This window comes from Yersinia rohdei ATCC 43380, from assembly GCF_000173775.1.
Taxonomy (GTDB): Bacteria; Pseudomonadota; Gammaproteobacteria; order Enterobacterales; family Enterobacteriaceae; genus Yersinia; species Yersinia rohdei.
The window spans coordinates 49,986-63,721 of the sequence record NZ_ACCD01000004.1; the positions used below are offsets into that span (position 1 = coordinate 49,986).

Here is a 13,736-nt window from a genome sequence, read left to right on the forward strand (position 1 = left end):
AGCGCTAAAACCGCTAATAGCTGACTTCTCCATATTTATCACGGTGTTCTTTCGGGGTGATGGAATAGCCTTTTTTGAATACTGAATAGAAATATTGTAATGAGGGATAGCCACACATTTGCGAGATTTCATTGATAGGCAATGACGTTGCAGACAATAAATTGCGCGCCCGATCGAGTTTTTCTTCATGAATAACCCCATGAATTGTCTGCCCAATGTCATCTTTAAAGCGTTTTTCCAAATTTGAGCGCGACATGCCCACTGCATCCAATACCTGTTCGACTTTAATTCCCTTACAAGCATGATGGCGAATATAGTGCATGGCCTGAATCACCGCAGGATCACGTAATGAGCGGAAATCCGTGGAGCGCCTGGCCATCACTTTGACCGGTGGCACCAAAATGCGCTGCAATGGCGGGGATTCTTGTTGTTTCTGGCGCTGATTAAGGCGCTGATGCAGTAACTTGGCAGCCCGATAACCCATCTGCCTGGTGCCCTGCACGACCGACGAAAGCGCCACTCGGGATAAATAGCGGGTTAATTCTTCATTATCAATGCCAATCACACTCAATTTCTCGGGCACTGCAATATCCAAATGCTCGCAGACCTGCAATAAATGGCGCGCTCGAGCATCGGTCACGGCGATAATTCCTGTCTGGTGCGGTAGAGTTTGTACCCAATCTGCCAGCCGATTTTGGGTGTATTGCCAGTTATCCGGGGCGGTGGCCATTCCCTGATAAACAACGCCCTGATATTGTTCCGCTGCAACTAATTGTCGAAACGCATATTCCCGCTCCTGCGCCCAGCGCTTGTCACTACTGGCAGGTAGCCCGTAGAAAGCAAAACGATTTAAACCCTTTTCTTTCAAATGCATAAAAGCGGCTTCGACCAAAGCCGCATTGTCGGTGGCGATATAATCTACTGGCGGATAATCTTCTGCTTGATGATAAGACCCCCCCACGCCAATAATCGGGACATCAACATTTGCCAGTAATTGCTCTATCTGCCGATCATCAAAATCTGCAATAACACCATCCCCCAACCAATCCCTGATGTTATCGATACGGCAGCGGAAATCTTCTTCAATAAAAATATCCCAGTCGCATTGTGAAGCTTGTAAATACTCGCCAACCCCTTCCACCACTTGCCGGTCGTACACTTTGTTAGCATTAAATAGCAAGGTTATTCGGTAGCGTTTCTCAAACATGGAATAGCTCCTGCAGGGGGTGGAATAGCAAAACTGAATGCACAAAGAGATCAAAGCAATAGCATTGATCTCTTTGTGGTGGGTGATTACTACACTCGGCGTTTGGTGGCAGAATCCATCCAGACAGCCAGCAGCAAAATTGCGCCTTTGACAATGTACTGCCAGAACGTCGGCACATCCAGCATGCTCATCCCATTATCGAGAGAAGCCATGATAAATGCCCCCATAACTGCGCCCGCAACACTACCAATCCCACCTGCAAGACTGGTGCCGCCGATAACACAAGCTGCAATGGCATCCAGCTCGGCAATATTACCTGCCGAAGGGGAGCCAGCACCCAGCCGTGAACTTAGGATCAAGCCGGCGATGGCAACCATCAACCCATTGATAGCAAATACTGCCAGTTTGGTGCGCTCGACATTAATCCCAGATAGACGAGCTGCATCGATATTGCCGCCAATGGCATAGATTCGGCGGCCAAAAGCGGTGCGCGTGGCCATAAAAATCCCTGCCAGCATCAATGCGGTCAGAATCAATACCGGAGTAGGAACGCCGCGATAATCATTCAACAAATATATGGCACCAAGAACAATTATTGCAGTAATAGATTGGCGGGTAACATCACCTTGTGGTGCAGCTACAGGCAGGCCCAGCCGGATACGGTGACTGCGCCGACGCCATTGCCAGGCCACAAACAGCATCAGACCAATGGCACCAATACCAAACCCAAGTCCATTGGGCAGGTAACTTTGACCAATCTGTGACATTGCGTTACTGGTAGGTGAGACGGTTGTCCCATTGGTGATACCAATTAAAATGCCTCGGAAAGCCAGCATCCCGGCCAAAGTGACAATGAATGAAGGGACTTTGCGATAAGCAACCCACCACCCATTCCATGCGCCGAGCACCAACCCCAATCCCAAGGTAACCACAATTGTCAGAGGTAACGGCCAGCCAAGCCAAACATCAAAAATAGCCGCAGCCCCGCCTAATAACCCCATCATCGAGCCAACAGACAAGTCGATTTCTGCCGAAATAATGACAAAAACCATCCCCACGGCCAAAATGCCAGTGATCGCCGTTTGCCGCAGTAAATTCGAGATATTCCTGGCGCTGAGATATGCCCCTTCGGTGGTAAAAGTGAAAAAAAGCATAATAACGGCGATAGCCGCTAACATGACAAAAACTTGAAAGTTAATCGATTTTAGCCGAAATAGCGGCTTTTTATCGCCATTTTCTGGTGTGTTAACATCTGTTTGATTAGCTTGCGACATGGGTTTCACTCCTGAGTGCGGCTTCCATGACCTTTTCTTGAGTCAGATTATTGTTAATGAGATCGGCTTTGATGCGCCCTTCATGCATCACCAACACCCGATCACTTAATCCCAAGACCTCTGGCAGTTCAGAGGAAATCACAATGACCGCTATCCCCTGCTGAACTAATTGATTGATAAGTTTATAAATTTCATACTTGGCACCAATATCGATGCCGCGCGTTGGCTCATCAAGAATCAAAATTCGTGGGTTGAGTAACAAACATTTGGCGAGAATAGCTTTCTGCTGATTCCCCCCACTGAGGCGGGCAATGGCCAGCGCCGAAGACGATGTTTTAACCTTTAACCGAGCCAGAGATTGCGCAATAATGGATTGCTCTTTCGCATCATCCAGCATGCTGAAAGCGCCGGTAAAGTCGTCCAGAGCAGCCAGTGTGATATTGGCGCCTACTCCCATAACCGGCACGATGCCATCTTTTTTGCGATCTTCCGGCACCATAGCAATGCCCAGTTTCATCGCCTGCTGGCAATTGCTGATGGTCACGGCCTTGCCGTCGATAAAAATATCCCCTTGCCAGCGGCCAGGATAAACACCAAATAAACATTGCACCGTTTCTGTCCGGCCTGAGCCAACCAACCCGGCGACACCCAAAATTTCCCCGCGTTTCAAAGAGAAAGAGGCATTATCCACTCGGCGAATATGGCGATTGACCGGATGCCAGGCGCAAAGATTTTCCACTCGCAAAATTTCTTCACCAATATGATGGGCTTCATGCGGGTAGAGCTCTTTCAGTTCGCGGCCCACCATCATGGCAATAATGTCATCTTCACTCATGGACGCCGCCGGGCGTGTACCAATATGGCGACCATCGCGAATCACGCAAATTTGGTCTGATATAGCTTTTACTTCATTTAATTTGTGCGAAATATAGATGCAGGCAATACCGTGATTACGCAGGTCACGAATAATATCCAACAAAATGGCGGTTTCACTTTCGGTCAGAGAGGCGGTCGGTTCATCCAGCACCAGCAATCGCACTTGTTTATTCAATGCCTTGGCAATTTCCACCAACTGTTGCTGCCCTAACCCTAATTCACCCACTGGGGTATTAGGGTCTACCGCCAGTTTTACCTGTGCCAGCATCCGTTGGCAGCGCAAATACATGGCATCAAAATCCATAATGCCAAAGCGCCCCCATTCAGAGCCGAGAAACATGTTTTCCAGCACTGTCATTTGCTTCACCAAAGCTAATTCCTGATGAATAATTGCAATGCCTTTTTGCTCTGTTTCACGAATATTTTTGGCCTGAAGTGTTTCACCTGAAAAAATTATTTCCCCTTGATAACTCCCTGTCGGGTAAATACCACATAACACTTTCATTAATGTGGATTTTCCAGAGCCGTTTTCCCCGCATAAAGATAATACCTGCCCAGCTTCGAGTGTCAGGCTGATATTATCGACGGCTTTAACAACGCCGAATTGTTTAGTTATCTCTTTCATTTCTAGCAGGTAGGGCATAATTCCCCCATATATACTGTGTGCTTGAGATTGCAGGGGTTAGCTATGCTCCCTTCCTGCAAACTCAATGACTTTAGTCTATATGAAATAACAGCTAATTTAATAAGCTGAGTAAAAAACCCAACAGTAAATTAATAAATATCTGCTTTTTTATGGAATCCATCGGCAATTATTGTACTGTCGATATTATTTTTATCCACTTGAATCGGCGTTAATAAATAAGACGGGACATCTTTTATGCCATTATTTAATTTACTGTTTTCTTTTGGTTGTTCGCCTTTACCCAAACTCACAGCAATTTCGGCAGCATCATTGGCTAATTTACTGATTGGCTTATATACAGTCATGGTTTGAGTGCCAGCAATAATACGTTTTACTGCTGCTAAATCCGCATCTTGCCCAGAAATAGCCACTTTGCCCGCCAACCCTTGTGCAGCTAAAGCCTGAATAGCGCCACCAGCAGTGGCATCATTAGACGCCACAACAGCATCAATCTTATTATTGTTAGCCGTTAATGCATTTTCCATGATTTTCAATGCATTTTCTGGTAGCCAGGCATCAACCCACTGGTCGCCAACAATTTTTATTTTCCCGTCTTTTATCAAAGGATTAAGCACTGTCATTTGCCCTTGACGGAACAGTTTGGCGTTATTATCGACCGGAGATCCCCCCATCAAGAAATAGTTACCTTGAGGTACCCGTTCAACCAAACTTTTGGCTTGTAATTCGCCCACTTTTTCATTATCGAAGGAGATATAAAAATCAATATCAGCATTATTTATCATGCGGTCATAAGCTAAAACTTTTATTCCTTCGCGTTTAGCTTCGGCAATAACATTACTTAATACCTGACCGTTGTAAGGAATAATAACCAGAACATCAACACCACGGTTAATCATATTTTCAATCTGCGACATTTGAGTTTCTTCATTGCCATTTGCTGATTGAACAAATACTTTCGCGCCGAGTGATTCAGCTTTATTAACAAAAATATCGCGGTCTTTCTGCCAGCGTTCAAGACGAAGGTCATCTATCGCCATACCGATTTTAATTTCTTTACTGAATCCGGGCTGGCTAATCATTACCAGTGCGGCGCAAGCGGAGAGTAAAATGTTCTTAAATTTCATCTTTCGGTACCTTTCTTATTGTGCAAGCAGGGTAAGAGAAACGGTAAACATCAACTGCAATAGGGATTGTTGTCGCTAATTTGCCCAGCGGCAATTACAGATTTTCATCCGCCAATTATGTTTTTTGGTTTAATGTTAATTTTATGATAACGATCATGTTTTCTTTCCTACAAAATACATAATTCCAGTCAAAGATGTTACCAGCACGAGGAATATTAAGGCTTTTTTATAATTAAGCCGTTATTTATGAGATCTACACCACAATTAATAATTCTCTGAATTTAAGTGTGAAATAACGTAATTGAGAGAATGGCCAACAACTCCGAAGATAAAAGCTCACCAGCCCGGCGATGCGGGCCAGCTTCCAAGGAGTATTGCATGCAATCTTATTTTGATGAATTAGAACAAGTGCGTTACGAAGGCAGCCAGAGCGCTAATCCGCTGGCATTTCATCACTACAATCCGGATGAAATTATCCTTGGTAAGCGAATGGCCGACCATCTGCGTTTTGCCGCTTGTTACTGGCACACTTTCTGCTGGGGTGGTGCGGATATGTTCGGCAGCAATGCTTTTGAGCGCCCGTGGCAACAGCCAGGTGATGCATTGGCACTGGCCAAATGTAAAGCCGATATCGCTTTTGAATTCTTTCACAAACTGAATGTGCCTTACTACTGCTTCCATGATGTGGATGTTTCACCAGAGGGCGCTTCGCTTAAAGAATATCTGAATAATTTTGCCATCATGACCGACGTTTTGGCCGAGAAACAAGCAAGTAGCGGCGTGAAATTACTGTGGGGCACCGCCAATTGCTTTACTCACCCGCGCTATGGCGCAGGTGCTGCCACCAATCCAGACCCAGAAGTCTTTAGCTGGGCGGCCACTCAAGTCTTCACCGCCATGAATGCTACCCAAAAACTCGGTGGTGAAAACTATGTATTATGGGGCGGCCGTGAAGGCTACGAAACCCTGCTAAACACAGACTTACGCCAAGAACGTGAACAACTTGGCCGCTTTATGCAGATGGTTGTCGAGCATAAACACAAGACCGGTTTCCAGGGCACATTGCTTATCGAACCTAAACCACAGGAGCCCACCAAGCATCAATATGATTATGATGTTGCTACTGTTTATGGCTTCCTTAAGCAGTTTGGTCTAGAAAAAGAGATTAAAGTTAATATCGAAGCTAACCATGCCACTTTGGCTGGCCACTCTTTCCATCATGAGATTGCCAGTGCCATTGCCTTAGGTATTTTTGGCTCCGTGGATGCCAACCGAGGTGACCCACAATTGGGTTGGGATACAGATCAATTCCCAAACAGTGTGGAAGAGAATGCGCTGGTGATGTTTGAAATTCTTAAAGCAGGTGGTTTTACTACCGGCGGCCTGAATTTTGACGCCAAAGTTCGCCGTCAAAGCACGGATAAATATGACCTGTTCTATGGCCACATTGGGGCAATGGACACGATGGCGTTAGCACTTAAAATTGCTGCCAAAATGATTGAAGATGGCCAATTAGACCAGCAAGTCGCCAAACGTTATGCGGGTTGGAATACCGAATTGGGCCAACAAATTCTGAAAGGTAAGCTGTCACTGGAAGATTTAGCGCGCTATGCCGGTCAACATAATCTGCACCCGCAGCACCAGAGTGGGCATCAGGAACTGTTGGAAAATCTGGTTAACCGCTATATTTTCGGCTGATGGTCATTTGATTAATTAATTGATTATTAGTACCAAAGTTATTGGAGTTGCAGGTAGGTAGCAAGTGAATCACTCCTGATGAACTTACTTGAGTAAGTGATTCGGCGCAGGAACACCGCTAACCCCCTGCAATTTCATGTACGCAAGGTCGTCTATATTAAGGACAACACATGTACATTGGCATCGATCTGGGCACTTCCGGTGTAAAAGTCATTCTATTGGCAGAAAACGGGCAAGTGCTCGCCAGCCAAAGTGCAGCGTTATCTGTCTCGCGTCCCCATCCTTTATGGTCAGAACAAAATCCTGCAGATTGGTGGCAGGCCACGGATCAGGCCATGCAGGCCTTAGCCGCAGAACATGATTTACAGCAGGTAAAAGCCTTAGGACTGACCGGGCAAATGCACGGTGCGACCTTACTGGATAAGCAGCATCAGGTACTGCGCCCTGCTATTTTATGGAATGATGGCCGCAGTTTTTCCCAGTGCCAGACACTGGAAAAGGCGGTGCCAGCATCGCGTCAGATTACCGGCAACCTGATGATGCCGGGCTTTACCGCGCCAAAGCTAAAGTGGTTGGCAGAACATGAGCCAGATATTTTCAACCGCATTGATAAGGTGCTGTTACCCAAAGATTATCTTCGTTTTCTTATCAGTGGCGACTTTGCCAGTGATATGTCTGATGCTGCCGGAACCCTGTGGCTTGATGTTGGCCAGCGCGACTGGAGTGATGAGCTGTTGGCGGCCTGCGGTCTTAATCGCCAGCATATGCCCGCCTTGTTCGAAGGCAGCCAAATTACCGGCCACGTCAGGGCTGATATTGCCAACCGCTGGGGGATAAAACCTGTGCCGGTAGTGGCTGGCGGGGGCGATAATGCTGCCGGAGCCATAGGTGTCGGCTTGTATCAAACCGGGCAAGCGATGCTGTCGCTGGGCACATCTGGCGTGTATTTTGCCGTCAGTGAGGGTTTCCTTAGTAATCCTGCCAGCGCGGTTCACAGCTTTTGTCATGCATTGCCAAATACCTGGCACTTGATGTCTGTGATGCTGAGTGCCGCATCCTGTCTGGATTGGGCTTGCCAGCTTACCGGCGCGCCAAGTGTTCCTGCGCTAATTGATGAAGTAGAGAATACCCCGCCCGCCGAGACTCCGGTCTGGTTCCTGCCTTATCTTTCCGGCGAGCGGACACCGCACAATAACCCGAATGCCAAAGGCGCTTTCTGGGGATTTACTCACCAACATGGTCGGGCAGATTTAGCCCGCGCAGTGCTGGAAGGGGTAGGATTTGCTTTGGCCGATGGTATGGATGCCCTGCATGCCAGTGGATTGCAGCCCACATCAGTCACCTTAATTGGTGGCGGGGCCCGCAGCCCTTATTGGCGGCAAATGCTGGCGGATATCAGCGGCCAAACTTTGGAATATCGCACCGGAGGGGATGTCGGCCCAGCACTGGGTGCTGCCCGATTGGCACAAATTGCCCTGAATCCGGCGGTTCCCTTAGCAGACTTATTACCGCCACTGCCACTGGAACAAACTCATTTTCCTGATGCCCAGCGCCATAGCGATTACGCGGCGCGGCGGATCAACTTTAAAAAGCTCTACCAGCAATTACTGCCTTTATGTGAGTAATCGTATTTATATAAAAAATAAATCTCAGACTACAGACAAAGTGAATTAGAGGAAAAATGTGCCGAATGGGTCGTAACGGCGTAAGCCGTCGCAGCACCCATCGGTGCAGTCGCCCCGACTGACTCGAAGCTTGTCATGTCGATTTGTCATCAAACTCAATCTGGTCTCTTTTACTCCCAATGATGGCCTGATTTGGCATTCCAATAACAGCAAAACCCGGTGATGATGGCCCTCTACCCATACGGCGGAGGGCCGGAAATGACTAACAGCGCATTACTTATCATTGATGTCCAACAATCTTTCGAGCATAAATCTTTTTGGCAACAACAGGATTTACCTGCATTCACCCTTGCATTAAATCAGCTTATTGCCGGGTGCAAACAGCGGGGCGTGGCGCTGGTAGATGTGTTTCATGTTGCTGCCGAAGGCCCGTTTTCTCTGGCTTCTGGCTATGTTAAGCCTATGTCATTGGTGTCCCACCAGGCGGATGTCAGGGTACAAAAACGCGTGCATAACGCGCTGACTGATTCAGGTCTGGATCAATGGCTCAAAGAGCGGCAGATAAATCACCTGATTATTGCGGGGATGCGCACTGAACAGTGCTGCGAAACCACTGCACGGGTAGCATCAGATTTAGGCTATCAGGTGACTTTTGTGACAGAAGCGACCCTAACCTTCCCGATGACCCAACCGAATGGCGTGCCTTTGAGCTGTGCGGAACTGAAACTGCGCACTGAAACCGTGCTCGTCGACCGGTTTGCCACCATTAGCACAGTGGCACAAACTCTGGATGCCCTGGATTCATTACCCGCCGTCGTGGCCGCTGAAAATACCGCCCGCTGGCAGCCGCAACCCTATTTGCCAAGAGCCATCACCCCTGCTGGCATCAAAAACCTTAGCCACTGGCAATTGAAGCGCTATGTAATTCGCTACTCACAAGCACAGGGAGCCACACCGGATTATACCTCTGCTTATCAGTTAGTTAGCCAGTGGTTACCCCGTGATGCAGAAACAGCGGAACGTCCCGGTGTCGGTTTTGTGATTGAGCATCAGGGAAAAACGCTGAATTATCTGATTGTGGGGTGGTGGGATAACGAAAATGAATTGCGCGTAAACGTCTGGGTGCAGGAGCAGGATATTTGGCGTGCGGCACAGGGTGAATCTTTCTGTGTGTGGGATTTGCAGGTAATGGCCTTTGAGCGCGATGCTTTTGTTGATACTTTGCTACAGCATACTCCGGATATTCCGGCTTATATGAACCGTTTTCTGACGGTAACTGTGGATTAATTATGCAACGCAATGTCTATTTTCTCTTGCTGCCCGGCGTACTGTCGCTGGATTTAACTGGCCCGGCCGAAACGTTACGACTGGCAGGGGCATTTAAACTTATCTATATCAGCCCGTTAGCGGAAGTGATGTCCTCCACCGAAATGCTGTTGGGCCAGTTACAGCCGCTGCCAGACAGCTTGCCGGAAGGCAGTTTATTGGTGGTGCCGGGGGTGAGCGATTCGCAGCACTACTTTGCGACTGAGCCGGCAGCCACTGCCCGCCGGTGGTTGCAGCAGCAGAAAATGGCCATTACGCAGGAAAAAATAATCTTGGTGTGTGTCTGCTCCGGTGCTTTGTTGGCCGCACAAGCCGGGCTACTGGATGGTTATCAGTGCACCACCCACCACCATGTGCTGGAGCGGTTACGCCAACAAGCGCCGCGAGCACACACCAAAGAAAATCGCATTTTTGTTGAAGATCGCGGGGTTTACACCAGTGCGGGGATAACGGCGGGAATTGATTTGTCTTTACATCTGATTAGTCGCTATTGCAGCCCGCAAACCGCGCTGGAAGTCGCACGGGAGATGGTGGTTTATTTTCGCCGCTCTGGCGATGACCCGCAACTTTCGCCCTGGTTACGTTACCGCAATCACCTCCATCCGGCGGTTCACCGGGCACAAGATGTGATGTCCGCCGCACCACAGGAGGAATGGTCACTGCACCAAGTCGCGCAAAAATCCCATGTCAGTAGCCGCCATTTAACCCGATTATTCCGCGAGCATGTGGGGATTAGTGTCCGTGAGTTTCATGAACAATTACGGGTAGCAGTGGCGATGGTGCGTTTGCAAGAAGGGTTTAATCTGGAGCAAGCCGCACTGGCCGCCGGATTTTCTTCCGCTCGCCAGTTGCGTCGTGCCCAGCAACGTGGGTTGGCTGTAATTAACTGACCAAACGCCGCCGGTCAATGCGCTGTAACCCCATAGATAATAATGTGCTCAGCGCCAAGGCGAGCGCAAAGACATAGAAAATATCTAATATCGGATAATCAGTAAAATCATAACCATGGGTGCGGATAAAATGGATAATCAGCGCGTGGAAACCATAAATTGCCAGTGAATGCCCCGCCAGCCAACTCAACCAGGCGACAGGTTTATTAAGGCAGTTTTTAAACCACACCAATAATGAAGTGGCAGCAATAAATACCAGTGGGCCGCAATACATATAAAAAGTGTCCGCAAAACTGCCATTAATTCGCGTCTGTTTTTCCGTCGAAATGGCAATAAAGATGATACTGGCAATAAATAACAATCCCGCGCCCCAACTGATGGCCCGCCCTTGCGTATTCAGCATGCCTATTGCCCGCCCCAGCAGCGCATACAGCAAATAATAAAAAGTATCGCCATAGATATAGAGGTTTATCGGCAGTAACTGGAAGCCATCAATGGAGTATTTACTGGTTTGTGGGTTGGCAAACACCGCCAATAACAGGATGACAATCGCCAAATAGCGGCCTGATGCCGGTTTAACATTAATCAGCGGCGACACCAAATAAACCACGATAATGGCGTAGAAAAACCACAAATGATAAAACACCGGCTTTTGCAGGATATTCATCAATGACGCCCAGCCATTGATATGAGTCAGTGTCGCAATATAAATCAGTGCAATGGCGCTGTAGAAAACCAGACAGAGCCCGATTCGGGTAAAGTGCTTTGATTGCGCGCTTTTTTCACCAAAAAACAGATAGCCGGAGATCATAAAGAACAGTGGCACACAGGCGCGAGAAGCTGAATTCAGCAGATTAGCAATATCCCAGTTAACCTCACCAACCTGCGCACCGCTGGTAACATAATAAGTCGTGGCGTGGATCATGACCACCATAATGCAGGCCACGGCCCGCAGATTATCAATCCAGCCAATCTTATTGGTCATGCATATTTCCTCACTACCTTACCCACCCGCGCCAACATATTAATCCCGCAAATTATCAGGTTACAAACAATCAGGTTGCAAACAATAGCGTAAATTTGAATACATACCCATAGTAATTCCCCAAAGTCATTGGCATTACAGCTAGGTAGCAAGTGATAAGCTGATACCCGTCAGTGATGAGAGGGCAAGCGCGCAGCTAGCTCCGCTGTCACCACCCAGGAGGAAGGGTAATTGTTGCTATAAGGTTATATTGGCGGCAGAATAGCCATCCCAATATGCTCTGGCTGCACATCCCGTCTGAGCAACCCGTTTTTTTATGTTTACTATTAATAGCTTAACCTATGCAAACTTCATTTTCACCCGCGACGCGTTTAGGTCGACGGGCGCTTTTATTTCCTTTGTGTTTAGTATTGTTCGAATTTACCGCGTATATCGCCAACGATATGATTCAGCCAGGTATGCTGGCGGTAGTGGCCGATTTTAATGCCAGTGTTGAATGGGTTCCGACCTCCATGACCGCGTATCTGGCCGGGGGTATGTTCCTGCAATGGCTGCTGGGCCCTTTATCGGATCGCCGTGGGCGACGCCCGGTCATGCTGGTTGGTGTCGCCTTCTTTGTGGTGACCTGCCTTGCCATTTTGCTGGTCAATAGCATTGAGCAGTTTATCGCCATGCGCTTCTTGCAAGGGATTGGCTTGTGCTTTATTGGCGCGGTTGGCTACGCCACCATCCAGGAATCATTTGACGAAGCGGTGTGCATTAAAATTACCGCGTTGATGGCAAACGTGGCATTAATCGCCCCGCTGCTTGGCCCCTTGGGCGGCGCGGCGCTGATTCATGTTGCGCCGTGGCAGACAATGTTTGTGTTATTTGCCGTGTTGGGTGCAATTTCATTTGCTGGTTTGTGGCGCGCCATGCCGGAAACCGCCTCACGGAAAGGAGAAAAACTGTCTGTGGGGGCCATGTGGCACGACTATAAGTTGGTGCTCGCTAACCGCCGCTTCCTGTGTGGTTCCCTGGCCCTGGGTTTTGCCAGCCTCCCCCTGTTGGCGTGGATTGCTCAATCCCCGGTCATCTTGATCAGTGGCGAACAGCTCTCGACAGTTGAATATGGCATCTTGCAGGTGCCCATCTTTGGGGCGCTGATTATTGGTAACCTGACTCTGGCAAGATTGAGCGGTAAAACCAGTATTCCCAAGCTTATCCGCTATGGTGCCGGCCCGATGCTTATTGGCCTGATGATTGCCGCCGCCTCAACACTTTATTCATCCCATGCTTATTTGTGGATGACGGCAGGGCTGAGTCTTTATGCTTTTGGTATTGGCCTGGCAAATGCGGGTTTGGTGCGACTCACTCTGTTCTCCAGTGATATCAGTAAAGGGACAGTATCCGCCGCCATGGGGATGATAAGTATGATGGTCTTCACCTTGGGGATTGAGTTCGCCAAAGTCGCTTACCTGTGGGGCAATAGCGGCGTATTCAACTTGTTCAATTTGATCAGTGGCTTATTGTGGTTGAGCTTGGTAGCAATATTTATTCGCAAACAGCCGGAAACACTAGCAGCAGAGTAATGCAAAGATGGTCTGGTCAAGTTGGTTTGGCCAGCATAATACAATGGCCTCCCTGTTGTAGATATTGAGGAACAGCCAAAACGCCAGTTAGGGTTTCTGGCGGGTAAGGTTTCTTGCCCAGATAATTTCGATGATGAAGACAAGGCTGTCATTAATCTGTTTGGAGCTAAGGATGAAAATGATTTATTTACTTGATACTCATCTGGCTTGCTGCCCAACCTGAAAAACGCAACAAGGAAGTATTGAAAAGATAGAAATTGATCCTGAAATGTTACGCAACATGTTGTTTAACAATGGTTTTACAGAATCAATCTTGAAAGGGGAGCAGGTGCTCAATACCCTGAAACTCCCCGATATGCATCAAAACCCTTGTGGTCGAGTTTTAGTTTCGCAAGCCAGAGTAGAAAATTACCCCCTCATTACTGCCGCTAGCAAAATCATTGATAGTGCTAGCGGCTATGTAACGATGATTAATAATTAAACAAATTATTCTCGGTGCGGCTCGATTTTAGAT

The 13,736-nt window shown here is 48.0% G+C and carries 11 protein-coding genes; 6 read left to right on the forward strand and 5 right to left on the reverse strand.

The genetic code is table 11. The features are described 5' to 3' along the window. Positions 1-13 precede the first annotated feature (13 nt). The 4 genes from xylR to xylF all read right to left on the reverse strand — a co-directional run bounded on the left by xylR (position 14) and on the right by xylF (position 5,127). Positions 14-1,207 carry a D-xylose utilization transcriptional activator XylR gene (gene xylR / locus YROHD0001_RS12910; RefSeq protein WP_004713828.1) on the reverse strand — a complete coding sequence of 398 codons (1,194 nt, stop codon included), beginning with the start codon at positions 1,205-1,207 and terminating at the stop codon, positions 14-16. Positions 1,208-1,296: 89 nt separating this feature from the next. Next, complete coding sequence (gene xylH, locus YROHD0001_RS12905) at positions 1,297-2,481, reverse strand: xylose ABC transporter permease XylH (protein ID WP_032816328.1); 1,185 nt, start codon at positions 2,479-2,481, stop codon at positions 1,297-1,299. Then, positions 2,468-4,000: a xylose ABC transporter ATP-binding protein gene (locus YROHD0001_RS12900; protein ID WP_004713830.1), complete on the reverse strand. Its 1,533-nt coding sequence runs from the start codon at positions 3,998-4,000 to the stop codon at positions 2,468-2,470. Before YROHD0001_RS12900 ends, xylH begins: the two co-directional genes overlap by 14 nt. Positions 4,001-4,131: 131 nt before the next feature. Next, the gene (gene xylF / locus YROHD0001_RS12895; RefSeq protein WP_004713832.1) at positions 4,132-5,127 is read right to left on the reverse strand and encodes a D-xylose ABC transporter substrate-binding protein; all 996 of its coding nucleotides are present in this window, start codon (positions 5,125-5,127) and stop codon (positions 4,132-4,134) included. A 378-nt stretch (positions 5,128-5,505) separates the two neighbouring features. Between xylF and xylA the strand changes: the two genes are divergently transcribed. The 4 genes from xylA to YROHD0001_RS0117460 all read left to right on the forward strand — a co-directional run bounded on the left by xylA (position 5,506) and on the right by YROHD0001_RS0117460 (position 10,666). Continuing rightward, a complete protein-coding gene (gene xylA, locus YROHD0001_RS12890) occupies positions 5,506-6,825 on the forward strand; it encodes a xylose isomerase (protein WP_004713833.1) in 1,320 nt (439 codons plus the stop codon). 170 nt (positions 6,826-6,995) lie between these two features. After that, positions 6,996-8,450 (forward strand): xylulokinase, encoded by a 1,455-nt coding sequence (gene xylB / locus YROHD0001_RS12885; protein ID WP_004713834.1) that lies wholly within the window; start codon positions 6,996-6,998, stop codon positions 8,448-8,450. A 258-nt stretch (positions 8,451-8,708) separates the two neighbouring features. Continuing rightward, positions 8,709-9,737: an isochorismatase family protein gene (locus tag YROHD0001_RS12880; RefSeq protein ID WP_032816330.1), complete on the forward strand. Its 1,029-nt coding sequence runs from the start codon at positions 8,709-8,711 to the stop codon at positions 9,735-9,737. A 2-nt stretch (positions 9,738-9,739) separates the two neighbouring features. Then, positions 9,740-10,666: a GlxA family transcriptional regulator gene (locus YROHD0001_RS0117460; protein WP_032816331.1), complete on the forward strand. Its 927-nt coding sequence runs from the start codon at positions 9,740-9,742 to the stop codon at positions 10,664-10,666. On the opposite strand, the gene YROHD0001_RS12875 is transcribed toward YROHD0001_RS0117460, so the two are convergent. Continuing rightward, positions 10,659-11,651, reverse strand: a complete 993-nt coding sequence (locus YROHD0001_RS12875; RefSeq protein ID WP_004713836.1) for an acyltransferase — start codon at positions 11,649-11,651, stop codon at positions 10,659-10,661. The two genes, YROHD0001_RS0117460 and YROHD0001_RS12875, sit on opposite strands and share 8 nt — an antisense overlap. A 341-nt stretch (positions 11,652-11,992) precedes the next feature. Here YROHD0001_RS12875 and YROHD0001_RS12870 point away from each other — a divergent pair, with 341 nt between their 5' ends. Together YROHD0001_RS12870 and YROHD0001_RS20655 are read left to right on the forward strand one after the other, a co-directional pair. After that, the gene (locus YROHD0001_RS12870) at positions 11,993-13,222 is read left to right on the forward strand and encodes an MFS transporter (protein WP_032816333.1); all 1,230 of its coding nucleotides are present in this window, start codon (positions 11,993-11,995) and stop codon (positions 13,220-13,222) included. A gap of 268 nt (positions 13,223-13,490) precedes the next feature. Beyond that, positions 13,491-13,703 (forward strand): PIN domain-containing protein, encoded by a 213-nt coding sequence (locus YROHD0001_RS20655; protein ID WP_004713838.1) that lies wholly within the window; start codon positions 13,491-13,493, stop codon positions 13,701-13,703. Positions 13,704-13,736 lie beyond the last annotated feature (33 nt).